The 16,462-nt window shown below is 48.3% G+C and carries 10 protein-coding genes and 1 pseudogene; 8 read left to right on the forward strand and 3 right to left on the reverse strand.

The features are described 5' to 3' along the window. Positions 1–20 precede the first annotated feature (20 nt). The 5 genes from BM348_RS18950 to BM348_RS18970 all read left to right on the forward strand — a co-directional run bounded on the left by BM348_RS18950 (position 21) and on the right by BM348_RS18970 (position 3,497). Positions 21–323, forward strand: a complete 303-nt coding sequence (locus tag BM348_RS18950; RefSeq protein ID WP_092907451.1) for a hypothetical protein — start codon at positions 21–23, stop codon at positions 321–323. A 63-nt stretch (positions 324–386) separates the two neighbouring features. Further along, complete coding sequence (locus BM348_RS18955) at positions 387–914, forward strand: hypothetical protein (RefSeq protein ID WP_139231247.1); 528 nt, start codon at positions 387–389, stop codon at positions 912–914. Beyond that, positions 901–2,616 (forward strand): AAA family ATPase, encoded by a 1,716-nt coding sequence (locus BM348_RS18960; protein WP_092907455.1) that lies wholly within the window; start codon positions 901–903, stop codon positions 2,614–2,616. Before BM348_RS18955 ends, BM348_RS18960 begins: the two co-directional genes overlap by 14 nt. Beyond that, positions 2,613–3,077, forward strand: a complete 465-nt coding sequence (locus BM348_RS18965) for a hypothetical protein (RefSeq protein WP_092907457.1) — start codon at positions 2,613–2,615, stop codon at positions 3,075–3,077. Before BM348_RS18960 ends, BM348_RS18965 begins: the two co-directional genes overlap by 4 nt. A gap of 42 nt (positions 3,078–3,119) precedes the next feature. After that, positions 3,120–3,497 carry a hypothetical protein gene (locus tag BM348_RS18970; RefSeq protein ID WP_092907459.1) on the forward strand — a complete coding sequence of 126 codons (378 nt, stop codon included), beginning with the start codon at positions 3,120–3,122 and terminating at the stop codon, positions 3,495–3,497. Between the two features lie 150 nt (positions 3,498–3,647). Here BM348_RS18970 and BM348_RS22505 read toward each other — a convergent pair. Further along, positions 3,648–4,511, reverse strand: a pseudogene (locus BM348_RS22505) (AAA family ATPase); the annotation flags it as partial. Positions 4,512–4,944: 433 nt separating this feature from the next. Here BM348_RS22505 and BM348_RS18980 point away from each other — a divergent pair. Further along, entirely contained in the window at positions 4,945–6,399 is a 1,455-nt protein-coding gene (locus BM348_RS18980; protein WP_092907461.1) for a homing endonuclease associated repeat-containing protein, read from the forward strand. 62 nt (positions 6,400–6,461) lie between these two features. On the opposite strand, the gene BM348_RS18985 is transcribed toward BM348_RS18980, so the two are convergent. Further along, positions 6,462–6,983 (reverse strand): tyrosine-type recombinase/integrase, encoded by a 522-nt coding sequence (locus BM348_RS18985; protein ID WP_092907463.1) that lies wholly within the window; start codon positions 6,981–6,983, stop codon positions 6,462–6,464. Beyond that, on the reverse strand, positions 6,976–7,353 hold the full coding sequence (locus BM348_RS18990) for a hypothetical protein (protein WP_092907465.1): 378 nt from the start codon (positions 7,351–7,353) through the stop codon (positions 6,976–6,978). Before BM348_RS18990 ends, BM348_RS18985 begins: the two co-directional genes overlap by 8 nt. An 871-nt stretch (positions 7,354–8,224) precedes the next feature. Here BM348_RS18990 and BM348_RS18995 point away from each other — a divergent pair. Together BM348_RS18995 and BM348_RS20865 are read left to right on the forward strand one after the other, a co-directional pair. Continuing rightward, a complete protein-coding gene (locus BM348_RS18995) occupies positions 8,225–12,358 on the forward strand; it encodes a hypothetical protein (protein ID WP_139231248.1) in 4,134 nt (1,377 codons plus the stop codon). Positions 12,359–12,644: 286 nt separating this feature from the next. After that, positions 12,645–16,388 (forward strand): hypothetical protein, encoded by a 3,744-nt coding sequence (locus BM348_RS20865; RefSeq protein WP_139231249.1) that lies wholly within the window; start codon positions 12,645–12,647, stop codon positions 16,386–16,388. The last annotated feature ends 74 nt before the right edge of the window (positions 16,389–16,462 follow it).

Genomic DNA, 16,462 nt, shown 5'->3' on the forward strand with positions numbered 1-16,462 from the left:
ATCCGTACATTTCACGGGGTATGGGCTACAACACGGGGATGGTGAAATACTTCGTTGGGGTGGTTCTCTTGAATACGTTCCCGATGTACGTCTTCGGGAGTGGAATCTTGACTGGCTGGGAGTTTCTCAATGCATTCGCCATGAAGCAGTCGGTAGACGCGGCTCTGTCGGTCGCAATCGATTACTATATCGCGAAGCTCACACCGTTCCCGTTGAACGAGTTCCTCACTGCATCGGGATTTGAGGAAGTTGTGATCAGTGTCGGGTTCGCCGTGTTGATCGGAGCCGCCGTTGCGAGCGTGAAATGGCGAGCGGCTGTATAGACGGCTGAATATGTTAACATGCAGAATATTTATTATCATCTTGTGCATTGGTCTGTCTGGAGAATGGGAATTCCGTCACAGGTGAAGAATGGTGGGTGGGGTGCAGTTTCTCTCTACCTCCATTCTCTGTTTGTACTCCTTTACTGGGACGTCCCACTGATCACCTCAGACCGTGTAGCTCTGGTCGCAGCTGGCGTGCCCGCACTTGTCGTCATGTTCGCGGTCGTCGTTTTGAACCACAGGCTGAACGGTTACTGGGCCGGAGGCAACCTGAAGCAGTCCACGGAAACCATCGCCCAGATAACCGGAGAACGTGACTTCTGGCATTCTGCCTCGAAAGAAACACAGGACGCGATCGACGACTATGATGAGAAGGCGTATAGCCACCACGTCTCCATTCTCGCAGGTATCATTAACGCGGCCGCTGCACCGATCACTGGACACTTCGCGATCGGATGGCGGGGAATTGTGGTCGGACTCCTTCTTTCGATCATCTTCCTCAGAGGGCTGAGTGTTCGGTCTCATCGTGAGTTGAACCGGCTGGCGAAGGAGCTCTCAATCCCATACGAAGAAAACTATGAAAATCAGTAGACTCAAAATCGAGAACTTCGCGATCGAGGAAAGTCCGGTTATCAACGAGAGAGCCGTTAGTGGTCGAGATTTGTTGTTGTACGGTGGAAATAGGTCTGGAAAAACACTTACTTTCAACGCACTACTCTACGCGTTGTATGGTCGTTCGGGAACGTTCGGGGTCACACCGGGCCAGCGTAGTGAGGTGACCGCCTACTTTGATAACTCAGACGCGGTACTGCGCGAACGACGCCATCGGTATGAGCACGAGGACGGGGCGCTTGATGCAACCCAAGGGGTCAAACAATTCATCGGGCCCGAAGACACCGTCCGTTTGCAATTCATACCCTCGAACCCAGCAGACCAACCGATCAGCAGACTGGATGGAGATGAGTTGCTGAATAGAATACGAAGCGTACTGAGCAGTGAACACCAGTCTGAAATCGAACGACACCGAAGAGCCAAAGCCGAAATAGAGCATCTGAAAGAGATCCGTCGCCGAGGGGAAGACCGACCGGGCGTCAATCAACTTGAGAGGGAGTTGGACTCTCTTCCAATCTCGCAAACCGAGAACAGGATTGAGGACATCGAAGAGCTACAGAGACTCATCAATTCCGGCGAGATCGAGAGTATCAGCGCTCGGCTTCAGAAGAAGGACGATGTTACTGAGCGTCTCGATGAGTTATACGATAAACGGCGCGCACTGGAGGATACTCTCAAACAAAAGCGCAGAGAGCTCGGTGATGCCTCTCGATATACGCAGGAGGTGAACGACCTGATCATCGACGCGATCGAGGAGTTCACCTGCCCTGTCTGTGGTCGCTTGGTCGAGGAGCGAGTAGCACGCAATCGATTACCGAGTAACTGCCCGCAGTGCGGTCGACCACGGGATCTCTCAGAGCTTCGTGAACGGCTTCGTGAGAAGGTTGATGAAGCAGATACGCAGGTGGACGAGCTGAAAGATGAGATCAGTGAGCTAGAAGAAGAGCTGGCGTCGGTGAAGGCGGAAATCACGGAATTGCAGGAATCTGAACCAGAGCTAGAAGGACTGAATCAATTCATCAGAACTGCGCTCAAACAGGCTGATCACGACTTAGACCAACTCCAAGAGAGAACGACTCGTAAGCTGGAGAATCACCGAAATGAGCTGGAACAGGCCAAATCCAAGAAAGAAGAATTCGAAGCAAAGTTGGCTCGGCGACGAGACCTACTATCCGCACTAGACGAGTCCGCCGAACTGGCAGACGAAGAAGCAGAGCGGCTTGAGCAGGAGGCGTTTGACGAGATCAGGGAAGAATTCACTGACCGTCTGTCAGCGGTTTACAAGAGCATTGCTCCTGATTTGGGGACGGACGTTGGTATCACGCCAGAAGGAGAACTGGAATTCCCGGGTACTGGTTCAGAGGGGGCCCGGTCGTACGACCGGCTGAGTAGCGGTGAACGCCGACTGGCAAACCTGGCTTTTGGTCTCACTTTGGCGAAGTTCGCTCAAGAGAGCGAGGATGCCCATGACTGGGAGGTACTGGTCCTCGACGAGCCATTGACGAACTTGGAATCAGACATCCAAGACGCCGCAGCACGCTATCTACGAGAAGCAGACGTTCAGGTGATTATGACATCACCGCTTGATCGTATCCAGTCAAACTTTAGAGATGATGAGTCTGAAATCGTATCCCTAGAACGGATTCGAACCGAAGACTCGACCCTGGAGGAATATCTATGAGTGACGACGACCACCATCTGGAACTTCTACTGCTGCACGAAGCTGGTGGTGAGATTGAGGGCAGAGGGAAATATCACAAACTACTGGACCGGTATCGGCGTGAGGCTGAAGAAACCGACGTCGAACACGTCGTCAAGGAACGTGGACCGTTCGATGAGGGCCTGTCGAAAACGGTACAGCGCTATCTCGATATGGGGATGCTCGAATCTGACGAAGAGGGTCAGTCGCGTGACGTCAGGGAGACCGAGAAGGGAGAGCGATATATGAGCGGCTTTGAACGAACGAAGCTATACCTGGATGATTCATTCGTAACCACCCGAAATCGAGTTCGTCAGGTAGTCTCTGAGTTTGGTGACAAGAGTATGAACCAAATGGTCCAAGAGGAGGATGTTCAACGGGACAAACAGCGCCCACTTGGTACACGACTGTCCTCAGAGTCCGAATCGAAAGACGAGGACTGACAGTACAATTACTTAACGCGGGAGGGTTACTTCCAAGTAAGAATGGCAGGCTCAGGTCAGATTCCTGGGCAATACAATATCGTCATCGAAGGGAAGTACGATACATTCGATCACCAGATTCCGGTTGAACAATTCATCGAGTGTCTCGAGGACAACGTGCCCGACAAAGTCAGTGTTGTCAGACTCGGCGATGTGTTCGCGGACGGCGATCAGGCAATTGAGCTTGCACGTGCGATGGACCGTCGTGCGAACGACCTTGAGTACCAGAGTCCGACTGTACAGTTCGTCGTAGAAGGTTCGTTCCACCGACGCGGAAAAACCTACGACCTTCGGTACAACGACGAACTCTACCCGCTACAGGGGTCTTCGGCCCACAGCTCGACCAAAAAAGAGGGGGACTGGCTCGTTGCGCCTTTCTAAACCGAGTAATTTCCTGATGTCGCTTATTGGAAGAGTGTGTCTGGCAATTCCTATGCAGCATGGAGTATACGCCCTTATACATCGAAGAAGATAGCTATTTTCAGGTGGTGGCATTAACCCAAGTCGTACATGGGAAAGGGGTATCCCAGTGATTGGTCCGAAGCGCATGATCGCTCCCTGCGAGGCTGACTCGTTACCGTGGTTGGTTCCCTGGTAGTCGCGCTCGAAGAGCCGGAGGAGTTCGCTCTCGTCCAGGCCGGTGTGGCCGCTGACGTGGGTGTTGAGCCAGTCTTTGAACAACTGCCGGCGCTTGTCCTCCTCGTACTCGTCGAGCTCGACCGTCTCGCCCTCGTCAGTCCCGAAAATCGTCTGGTAAGGGTTCTCGATGGCAGTGTAGAGCGGGCCGAAAATCTTGGAAATATCTGCCTGCGTAATTTCGTCCAGAATTACTCCGTACTCAACGTCTAACTGGCGAGCACGTTAGACGGCCTCGGACACACAGCCGAGCTTCGTACGGTAGCTCAGCGAGTCACCAGAATAGTCAGGACTGATGCCGCCGATGATGTCAGAAGGCGTCCAAGACGGGGTAGCGGTGTTAAGCGTATAGCCAACACACGTCTCACGCGCGAGTTGCTTTGCAAAGGTCGTCTTCCCGGTTCCAGTTGGGCCATACAGAACGACTGGCTTCCCGGCTTCGAGCGCAACTTGGGCGTTCCGTTTGACGTCGCGAGGAACGAGAACGTCTTCCGGTGTCTCGTCACCGCGAAGGCTAACTAGGCGCTTGAGTTCGTCCGATGCAACGGTCGATTCGAGGACGGCACGACGAACTTTCCCCAGCCCACGTTCGCCATCGTGGGTGATGTCCAATCCTTCGTCCTCGATCAAGAATTCGATGACTGCTTCCTCGTTAGCGTTCTCGATCGCTTCAACGGTTTCGTCCTCGACGCGTCGCAGAATGTCTATATCTTCTTTCGCCTGCTCTAGGGTATAATCGTCGTCGGAGGAGTCACTCATTATGCCCCTCAAGTAGTTGCGACATTAAAAGTCTATTTGAGACGATTGTTCTGGCTAGCAAGGAAGAAACCTCTCGAAACACATGTTGCTATCGCAAGTCCTGACCGAGATTCGACTGTAATTCAATTGTCCACCGTAGATAATCGAACTCAAATTCTAGCCAGAGGTCGCGTCTAATTTATCTGGAATCCCTTCGGTTCCGCTGTTAATCCCAAGCCTGAGCTACCTATATGGGCTATAGCTCTAATTGGAGCTGATAGTTCCGTCGCTCATATGCCGCCTCTTATGCCCTCGCTTGAATAGTGCGCTACTAATACTAGAAAAAGGGATGACAGAAGTCCGTAATCTAACTCCTTTTGTTGACGAGCCGACTTCATGCGCTCTTCATCGAGCAAAGATTTGATAGTAGAGATACTATATCATTATAGAATAGATGGGGTATTCACAGGAAGAGTGCTACGAGGCTCTCCGGAAAGCAGCCGAGCAATTAGGAAAGTCCCCATCAAAAAGCGAATATGACGAGTTGGAACTGAGGCCCTGCGCAAATGAGATCCATCATGTATGCGGATCTTGGAATTCGGCCAAAGAAGAGGTTGGACTTGAAGTTCACCAGCGAGCATCGACCTATAGTGACCAAGACTGTATTGATGCTCTTCAAGAAGCTGCTGAGAAACTTGGAAAATCTCCGTCACGCGCCGATTACGATAGTCTCGATATTCTACCGGGTTCGACTACAATTGGACGTCGGTTTGGAGGGTGGGCCGCAGCGAAGAAGATGGCAGAACTTGAAGTTCTTTCTCCAGGAACAGAGCGAGAGTACACGAAACAAGAGTGTCTTGAAGCTCTTCTAGAGGCTGCTGAGCAACTTGGTAATTCTCCGTATATACATGAGTACGACAACTTAGATATTCATCCAAACTCGGGTACGATAATGAAATATTTTGGCGGATGGAACGAAGCAAAGAGAGAAGCAGGGCTTGAGACCTATAATTACACCAAACAATATTGTTTAGACTCCTTACAGAAAGCTGCCGATGAACTCGGTCATTCTCCTACTCAGCAAGAGTACCGGGATTTAGATTTGGAACCGTCTATAACTGTTTTTCAGCAGAAGTTCGGGGGGTGGGTCAATGCTAAGGCTGAGATTGGATTGAATTCTCGCGGTAGCGTTACCTGTTCTAAACAAGATTGTCTTGAGGCGTTAAAAGAGGCCCACGAAAGACTTGGACATTCACCGACCACTCGGGAGTATGAGGACCTGGATATACGCCCAACTGTTCACGAAATCAAAACTGTCTTTGGTTCTTGGAATGACGCAAAGCAGAGTTTAGGATACGAAACTATCCCTTCTTCTCATGAGATTACTTACTCAAGAGAGGATTGTATTGATGGCCTCAAACAGGCAGCTGAGCAACTAGGTGTGTCTCCGACTATGCGTGAATACGCTTCTCTTGGTATCAAACCTAGTGGTAGGGTGATCAAGAGACGATTTGAAACTTGGAACGAGGCTAAGGAGGTTGCTGGCTTAGAAAAGTACGATGATGGCACCCGTTCGGACGGTCATTATTACGGCCCAGAGTGGGGAATGCGGAGGGAGCAAGTGCTACAGAGAGACGGGAATCAATGCCAGAGATGTGGTATTGGAGTTGAGGAACATATTGATAAGTACCGCCGCAGCCTACATGTTCATCATATCGTCCCATTTGGGGAGTTCAGTTCACATAAAACAGCAAATCATATAACCAACCTTATTTCGATCTGTCAAAAATGCCATAAGTCAGTGGAATCAAAATCGGTGGAGAAACAATGCAATATTTTAGGCATATCTATCCCTGAAGTTTCCTCCGGAAATATCGAAGGCCAACAAAAACTAGATCAGTATACTTGATGTGGATGACCACAGGGATCACGTTCGCTCGGTCACTCTGAAAACTCCAGTAGTGAGGTGGGCTAATATAGCCCGTTGCGGATCTTCTTTTCAGCGACTCCGTAACCGTCCGCGGGTACTAGATCCCACTTTGATGGGGTGTACCCAAGGAGCTGGCGAATCTCGGATTGTGGAACCTCGGTCTGAAGCAGGCGCGTTGTGAACGTCGACCGAAGCGTTTGAGGGGTGACGTTCTCGGAGAGACTGTCTTCACTGACTGATTTGACTCGTTTCGTCACCGTTGAGGGGGAGATCGCAACCTCCCTTCGTGTTGTGAAGAAGTCCTCGAACCGTTCGACCCCGTCTTCGGACAGCGGAATCGATCTCACTCGAGACCTTATGCCCTTAACTGCATCCTTCGGGACTTGGAGCATTTGCTTTTCGCTATCGAGCCATTCACAGCTCAAGCGACTGAACTCACTACTGCGCAGTCCAGTGTAGCCGAGAGCGTACACGGTGAATCCGTGTCGATGTGACCTCTCTTCTGCGGCCTTGAGCAGTTTGTTGTACTTCGGTGGCGACAGCGGTGTGGGGTCCTTACTCATCCTCACTGAGCACTAGGTCGTACAAGTTCGCTTCTTTTGGGTCTCGAGCATACTGCTTGAGGAACTTGACGCCGTCTTCCACTGCGACTTGCCCTTCTAGGAAGATGGGAACCTCAAATGGGCTTCCCATTCCCCAGGACTCGAGGTACACGACTGCCTGCGTCTGGTCCCCTGCAAACTGAAGGCGCTTTTGGTCATCCACTGAACCCACGTCTGAGAGATCAGCGTGAACCTTGATGATGAGTGCACCCTCTTCGAGCAGAGACTCTTTCGCCACTGCGATGCTGTGAACACCTTCCGTCTCGCTGAGGCTGCGGACGTAGTTTTCCAGTTCGATACTACCGTCGTTTTGTGATTTCGATTTTGACATAGATCGCTCTATACGGGTTCTGCGATCTTCGTCTCAAATGGCGCATTTCGCCGTAGATTGGGGAACTCTACTACCCGACTTCGCTGCGAGTGAGCTTTAGAGGGTTTAGTAAAACGCTTTTTGGTGGCTAAAACAGACAAATAACTGCTCCTCTTGACTTCACTTAAAGGATTTATATAGATTTTCGATCGGCAGAATGCCACGTCATAAATTAGCCCCCATAGAGGTGGATGAATACCTCGTAAACCCTCACCACCAAGTGGAAAATAGGGCAAAGAGACAGCGAGATTAATGATTAGCCAAGAATAAGACTAAGAACCACCTCTGTGAAGCTGAAATTACAGGTGCTAGAAAGTACGAAAATAACTTGCTGCCTCTCCTGAGATTCTCCTATTTGATGACTCCGACGCACTACTTCCCCCTTCGACTCTAACTTGAGTGAGGGACTCTCGCTCGTCCCATCTCATATTCCCCTTTCGTGTATGAGGAGACCTTCACGCGCTCATCATCTAGTTAGAGTCGACAGCGACCGAGTGCACGTCGTTGCTGATTGAGTGCAATGAAGTGATCAGTGACGAGATCGGCCTCAATGTCGTGCCGTTTGCGGCGCTGGGAGCGACTACTGTTAACACCAACTCCGCCGATCATATTCTGAGGCAGTCAGTGTACGGTCCGAACCGTTACGACAGAATTTCTGGTGACGGTTGTCCCAAAAACGGAGGGTCGACTGACTAGCCATGGGCTGCGCCCGCCGACACATGGGATGACGAGTGAAAAACGAACGTACTACGCTGATTGAACCCTATGGCAATTCGAACCCAGGCGTAGAGAACCCAAAATCCTTATTTATAATCTGGAACAGGATTAGATCGTGTCACTGGACTCGTGTATTGAGATTTCACCAGCCAAAACGCAACACATTCCGAGGCATATTGCTGATACTCAAAGCATCTTGCTTGGAGGTCCCTGCACCGGAAAAACAAATATCTGCAAATCTGTTGAGGATGTGAAATACATAAATACGGTAGAGGGCCTGAAACACCTCAATACAGACCGTCCAGTCATCGTTGATAATGCGTATCAAATCTTGGGTGATCCTGAGATAGATGCAGCAGAGCGGATTGCTACTCTTAAAAATCATGAGGCTGGCATCTGCTATGTATTCCGGCCATATGAGTTGGAATGGATCGTCGGTCAGTCACACGAGATCAACTTCGATCTCGAGTCAATACAACTGCTCTCACTCGTTTATACTCGAAGCGAGGCTATCGCTAAGCTGCAACTGGTAGATGACTCTCTGCCGGAGAGTAAAGTCATGAGCTTTATTGATGATCTTGAATACGAGTTCTCCTTCGCTAATGCACCCATCGATGACTACCACTCGTATCTGCCATATTGTCCAGTTAAAGCAAGCAATACGGCTGTTGAGAATGTTATCACTGGTGAGTCTGTCACGGCGAAAATCAGCAATTTTGCTGAACAGTCTGATCTCAGCGCGTTCGCAAGATCCGCTAGCGCTCAACTCCCTGCTTCAGTGACAGCAACACTAAGTGGCGTTGTTGGTGGTGGTGCCTTGGCGAGCGGTATGAGCACCGTAGCACTGTTTGCCGTCATTCCGATCCTCCTCAGTCGTACGCTCAATGATGCAAACGAATTTGAACGAAATCTTGGTCGAGTGCTTGGACATGAACTATTCCCGCATCATCAAGAGCACCTAGAACGCAAAACCGATCTCCCCCCTCGAACCTTCGAGTCGCTTGGAGAATTAGCAGATCCGGTGACTGCCCATCGTTTGGATGCAATTGTCGAAAACCAAAATGAGCTCCGATCAGCCATCAAAAAAGCCGATATTAGTCCTGAGGACGACATCAACTCACTTGTAGAATTAGTGGATCAGCTTGCTACAGAGACTATTCCCCTCACCGAGCTGGTTTCAGAGGAATTTAATAGCGCAGTCCTCCCACCTGGGGAACTAACTCGACGACAGAAGGAACATATCACAGAGGAACTCAAATCGACAGCGGGGATTTCCGGGACAGAAGCCAAAGAACGTGTTGACGAGCTATTTTCAAGGCCTCTACGGGAGGAGAAGTTGACTAGAGATTTTGCCAACAAAGCCCCCGACCAAGGAGCGTTGCTAGTCTATGGGGAGATAGGCGGGGGTACAACAACGTTTGCTCAGGGATTACTAGAGCAGTACGCGCGTGATGGATACGACGTTGGCGTAATTAACAGCACAACCCCAGAGATTCTCCGATCAAAACTGCGTTCGATGCAGTCAGAATCCGAACGTCTTGCTTTGGTCTACAGTGTTGGTCGCGAGAGATCAATCTCGCCTCACGATTTCCAAATTTTGTTTGGAGAGAAAGTGTTTGAGTTCTATGATGCAATCATCATTGAATGCAGCCAAGAACAGGTAGATAGCATCAGGGCTGCTTGGGAAAAAACGCGTGACATCAGAAATGATTCGGCAAAATCACGACTTGAACCCAAAGCGGAAATTCAGCTTTCAAATATCGATGATAACACATTAGAACGAATCCCGCGGACTCTTAGTTCACTCGACGATGATTCTATAGAACGAATTGCTGTTACAGCAGATGGTAACCCCACAATCGCTGTTGAAGCGACATTGGAGACTCTTGAGAAGGGGATAGAATCGATTAGTGGAGTCCGAGGGCGAGAGTTCATCCGTTCTCGATTGGATGGCGCGCTTCAAGAACTTCGGGAGAATCAGGGAGAGGAGCCAGTTGATATTCTTGTTATGCTTGCTGCTATTCGGGGTGTAGACGATGAAAAAGAATTAGCTAATCTTCTGGATATTAGTGAAAATCGAGTTAAGATGTATCTTGAAAGTTCTATCTCTGCTTACATACACAAGCGAGCGGATGGAACATTGGTCGTTTCCCCTCGAATCTATGCTCTAACTATCTTTGAACTGGAATGGTTCACCAGGCTGAGCGGCGGATGGGTCCTCTCAGACCGAGGAAAGAGATTTACAGAGCGAATCTATGATTCAAGTGACCAAAATGCAGTAGGTTTAACCACCAACCTATCAGAGTTGCAGGCAACTGAACTAAATACAAGCAATACACCAAATACTGAATCAATTTTATCCTGTATTGAGGACTTATTCGAGCAATCCGGGATCGCAAGATTCCCTCAGATCCTGACCACTGTCGGTATATATCAAGTCCCAATTCAGCTGGCTGTTCTCACTGAGAACAATCAAGCTCATAAATCACTTCATGCGGCGTTCAAGGCTTTAGATGATGAATCTCCAGAATTAGCCGATCAGTATCTTCCCTTGTTTATTACTGGCTTAGCAGGCGTCACTATCGCAGCATACCATCATAATGACCGTAGTGCTGAGGCGTTCCTCTCACTCGGTACAAATCTGTTTCGTGAAATCGTCGATACAGAACATGCTCGCCCAGATTTGGCGAACTTACTGATCATCCGATACTATTGCGGGGTACTCTCGCTGTTAGTTCGTACTTTCGACCCCACTGATGTTAAACCATTTGTGAAGATGGTAAGACAAAGAGCAGCGAGTATTCAAAACAGTAGCGACGTTAACGATGTATTCCTGATCGAATTCTATTCACAGGTTCTAGCCCCCCATGTTGAGGTAGATGAAGGCCCGGACAACTACAACGAGTGGCTTGACTTCATTATCAAGGACATCACCGATGCTAACGAGCAGCCCGAGGGGCTCACAGGGTTAGACATGCCTTCCGAGGAGTTGATCGTCGGTGAGTCTCGTCAATTCCAGACAAGTCCAGACCGTGTCGTAGTTCAGGTTTTCGCACGTGCCATCATCACTAATCCACCACGGGATCCAACCGATCGACTTCAATGGATTGAGGATACGGAAGCCCGGCTTAAACGGTTTAGATCGCGATTGAATGACCGAGGCGATAGCCCAACTGGATCTGCTGACGAAGACGAGAGCATAATGTCGCTACCTCTCTGGGCGGCCATACTTGGACAGCTTGCCGACTTTCATTCTCCTAATTGGGCTCATGAGTGGATTGCCATGGCAGAACAGCAACTAGCTGAGGAGTTTGACAAAGTAGGAAGCTCGGCACACTCACAGGAGATACCAGCCCCTCTATCAGAAAAGGCAACTCATGATGGCTGGGCGCGGTTCGTTGGGGACACTATTTTTGAGAAACGACGTCTGACCAAGCCGGGGGCATGGACTAAGCGGCTCGTGGAATTAGTGAAAGACCAAGCCAAAAGCGAATATTGTGCAGAGCTGATAGAACTGCGGAGCTATGCTTGGATTCTCTGTCGTGCGGTTCAGAGTCTTATTGCCACTGACGATGAGGAGTTTATTGAGACGTGGGTGCAGTGGTATTTCGACCATGCTGCCAAACCTGCAAATTCAGATGTATTGGAAGTGCGGCCTAACGTAGCACTCACCGAACCGTTTGTGGTTGCTCCGGAATGCTTCCAGGTTGATCTACAGACCAACTTTGTCCGTTACATCCTTGAGCAGTTGGAGATAGAGACTGATTCTCCCCAATACGCTGTGGTTGGTGGCTGTGCTCATATTCTCATATCAGGTCGGGCGCCAGACTCTGAGTTGTTCGAATGGGTGTACGAGATAGTTTGTTCCTTCGTCCTACAGCAGGATATTGACGACTTTTCCTACAGTATTGCATATTTATATTCACGTATACTAATATACATACTTGACTTCCAAAGCGAGAGACACACACGAAAGGTTTCGGAGAATGTTATCTCTAAGTTATCTGAGCGGGAAGGTTCGGAGGCTGTATTTGATACTATCATACTCACAATGGAATACCTGTCACAAGCACCGTTTGATGAGTTTGGAGATTATGCGAAGATAACTGTCTCTACAGCGATAGACCACTTAACTGAGGCAGAACAGGAAGAACTCCGAGACAATCTGGTAGGTTTGTTAAAAGCAGACTCCGATTCTGAGCATGTTGACGAGTGGATAGAGGGCTTGAAGAGATGGACACAACGCTAACCCCGTATCGCTTTCTCCCGTGTTAGAAAATTAACGAAAACTGATTGAATAGGATTAACGGAATGTCGACAGAACTGCTTAACGATCCTAGAATTCTGGCAGAATACCCAAGTATTCCTTCAGCTCACTACACCAACAAAGCAGGATTGTCTATAGGTCGAAAGAGTCAAATATTTAAGGAAATAGTGTGCTGTAATGCTTTGAGCAACCCGTTGGAATGCTGATCTGGCAGCACTGTTTCTCCTATCCGAGGTTTAATATCCCTCAATGATAAGTCCCTGGTATTATGCCATCCCCTTTTGATTTTGGTGACGTAGAAATTCGTCAGTTCAACGCGGAGCAGACTGCTAAGTTCTTTCGCAGCTTACTCCGAGCGGAAGCCTCAGCCAAAAATATCGGGATTCAAAGTACGCATGTTCCTGTCAGAGTCAACATACCGGACGGAGGACTTGATGCAAAGGCACAAAATAGCTCAGACTCGAGTACCCCCCTTATTCCTGCTGGCGAAGTAGGGTACCAATTAAAGCGAAGCGATCTCACACCCAAAGCCTGCAAGCAAGAGGTGCAAAATAACGATGAGACGGCTTTGAAGCCGATGATTGAGCGACTCCTTGGTGATGGTGGTGCATATTATTTGGTGATTTTCGAGGATCTAACAGATCAGAAAATACTGAATCGGAGGGAAGCGTTAGAAACAGTATTCGCGAATTATGGTTATGAATCAGTAAACATCGAAATATTCGATGCTAGTAGGTTGATCTCTCTTGCACAACAATATCCCGGCCTCGCATTTCGGTTTGATGAGACACTTGACGTGGGAGTTGACTTTGAGACGTGTCGAAACAGAAGGTCAATATCGTCAACACATAATTATATAGTTAATGATGACCGTCGAAAATTCGCCAAGGAAGTTCGGAGTGAAGTGAGGGGAGACAACTGCTCTATAATACGTATCACAGGGCTTTCTGGAGTCGGAAAATCACGGTTCATTTTTGAAACATTAGATAAGGAACCGTTCAGTAGTCTAGTTATCCACGCAGCTGCCTCCAATTTAGAGGATAGTCGCTTAGTGCGTCATCTCGAGACAGATTCCACTACTAAAGCGATTCTTGTCGTAGATAATTGTTCAGCGGAATACCACCGTGCACTTGTTGATCGATTTGAAACACTGGGTAACCGGATCAACGTCATCACCGTCTCAGACGATCTTAATCAAGTCACAGCTGACTTCCAGGCAGAATTGAGTCCCCTCGCTGATAGCAGTATAGAAGCCTTGGTAGAGAGTGAACGTCCAGACCTAAACCGAACTGCCACTGCCAAGATTAAGGAGTTTTCCGGCGGTTTTCCTGAACTTGCTGTTCGTATTCTGACCAACATTGAGTTTGGCGGTTGGAATTCCGAAATTGAGCTTCCTCCAGGACAATTGACAAAGCGACTTCTTGTGGGCACTAGTAGTGATGATCATCCGTCGTTCCGTGATTTGCGAAAGACCCTGTCTGCATTCGCTATTTTCGATAGGGTTGGATGGCGAGACGCAGATGGAAATCTCCATCCTGAGTTCCTAGAGATATATGACGTATTCGGTCTGAACACGATTGGAGATACTTCAGAGATAGAGGATATTGTCGGTTATGCGAAGCAACGTGGCTTGCTTCGGGGGGAGAAAGCATTAAGTCTCCAACCTTTACCTCTCGCATTATTGCTTATTAAGACCCGCATTGAACGACATGACCTTGACGATGAACTGCTACAACTCCCTACAGAGCTACTTCAGCGTGCGGAAACAAGAATCCCTTATTTCAACGCCTTTGAGTCTGGCCAAGACTGGGTGAGTGATGTTCTGAGTCGAAGCGGATGGTTCGGCGACACCTCGATTCTGGAGACGGAGGCTGGTGGGCGTGTATTCAAGAGTTTGTCAAGGGCCTCTGCTGAAGATGCGACTAAGGTGCTTCGTAGGTTTTTCAGAACTCGTTCTCATCCAGACCTCAAGGAATTCACCCAAGGAAGACGTGGTATGGTGCGAGCGCTAAGGGGGATCGCTGTTTGGGATACTACCTTTGATGAGGTGGCGAAATATTTGCGAAGATTGGCATTGGCGGAGAACGAATCGTTTGCAAATAACGCTACTGGTGTATACAAGGGCCTCTTCTCACCAGCTTATGGCCCGGTTGCTCCGACTGAACGTCATCCTATTGAACGGCTTCATCACATTGAAGACGGACTTAAAGGAGATGAGGCCGAGTTTGAATTGGCACTGGGTGCTGCCAGTGAAGCGCTCAAAATACAGCACTACACTAAATCGGGTCATCCAGAGAGACAAGGTGCTCGACAGCTTCCGGACTTGTGGGTACCCGAATCTAGAGATGATTGGGTTTCCTATTTTGAACTCGTATGGAACCTCTTGGTTAGCCGTATACCTGATGATCCTGAGAGAGCAAACGCCATTGTTGAAACTCTAACCGGTGCAGCACGTGGATTGGTATCTACTGGTACGGAACTCAGTTGTTTAGTCCAAGCAACATATGTTCATCTTTCTGAGATAGATTATGTTCAGATAGATAACGTAATTCAGTCGACTATCACAATCTGTGAATTTGATATTGGCGGGTTAGACCCTGACGAGCAGGAACAATGGGAAGAATTCAAAAAATGGTTGATTAGTAAATCATTCCATACAAGATTTGTGTCGTTTGTGGAGATTTCCCGTCAATACGACGAAGATGATGAGTGGATAGAGAAATTAGCTAAAGATGCAGTAGAGGATAAAAGTCGATTGAGAGAGGAGTACGATATATTATTCCAAAATGATTCTAGTAATGGCCATGAGTTTGGAAAGTGGCTTGCGAAGTCAGATGAGGGATTCGAATTCTTGGATGAATTCATTGAAAAATTAAACAGCAGAGCGCCTGAGACACTCCCCCCATTCATACTCGCATATATAGGTGAGCTAAAAAAGGAAGAGAGAGAACGGTTCGAAGAAGTCACTGAACGATTCGAAGAAGAAGAGAACCTACGAAAATACTACGTCTCTCTAATCAGAATCATAGATCCAACTGACGAGAAGGTTCAAGACTTGTTCCAGCAAATCGATGATGGAACGATTGCTGTCCAAGAACTCCAAGAATTCGCTAACCTCACTCAGCCATATGAAAGTCTATCAGAAGACACCGTTCAAGAGATTTGTAACCGATTGCTAGATGCAGATTCACAGTCTGCGCTTTCATCTCTTCGCCTATTGCATTGGTACTATATTTATCCAGATGAGGGCCCAAGCTTAGATACACCATTTCTAACATCCGCAGTCACGCATGATAATGTTCTCACTTTGGATGAGACTGTAAATAGTAGCCGTACCTACGAATGGAATGAAATCGTTGAAGCGGTAGTAGACGAAGAACCGGGGTCCAGCCCAAATATATTGGATGCGGTGATCGACGCATCTGAGTCGGAACGAAATCTTATTAGATTGGCTGGGTACTCGAGAGAAACACTTGGAAAGATAATTGAAGCGGATCCTAGTGGTGCCTGGTCAATAATCTCAACAAAAATCAGTTCAGAAGGTATCTCGGCTTGGTGGACAGCAGAATTCTTGAGTGGGAATTTTTCGTTGGGTGGGTCACTATTTGGGAGGCTCAATTGGGAAGAGGTTGAAAACTGGATTGGGGATGATCCTGAGGAGAGAGCTCCTGTTGTCGCCAGCTCTATAGAGGCTAAGTTACCAGAGAGTCGGGATGATACTACTCTTGCACGAGAGTTATTAGCTGAATATGGGCACATCGAACCTGTCCAGAATCGACTTGAAAGCACATATTTCACTGAAAGCTGGACAGGTTCTTCAGTAACTCATTTTAAAGAAAAGAAAATACGTATGGAGAATTCACTTCAGGTAGAGGAAGGCCGAGCCGATACTTCTAGAGAAGTGCTTAGATGGGGCGAATCAATTTTGGAACGGTTAGAATATCGTATCGCAAGTGCTGAAGTTAGTGAAGAAATCATCGGGATGGCTGATCAGAGTCCTAAGATTGATTAACAAATACTCTGAATAGTATAGATATATTTAGGACAATAAGTACCGTTAGCTCAATCAAGAAAATAAGACTATTT

Origin of the sequence: Halostagnicola kamekurae (assembly GCF_900116205.1) — an archaeon.
Taxonomy (GTDB): Archaea; Halobacteriota; Halobacteria; order Halobacteriales; family Natrialbaceae; genus Halostagnicola; species Halostagnicola kamekurae.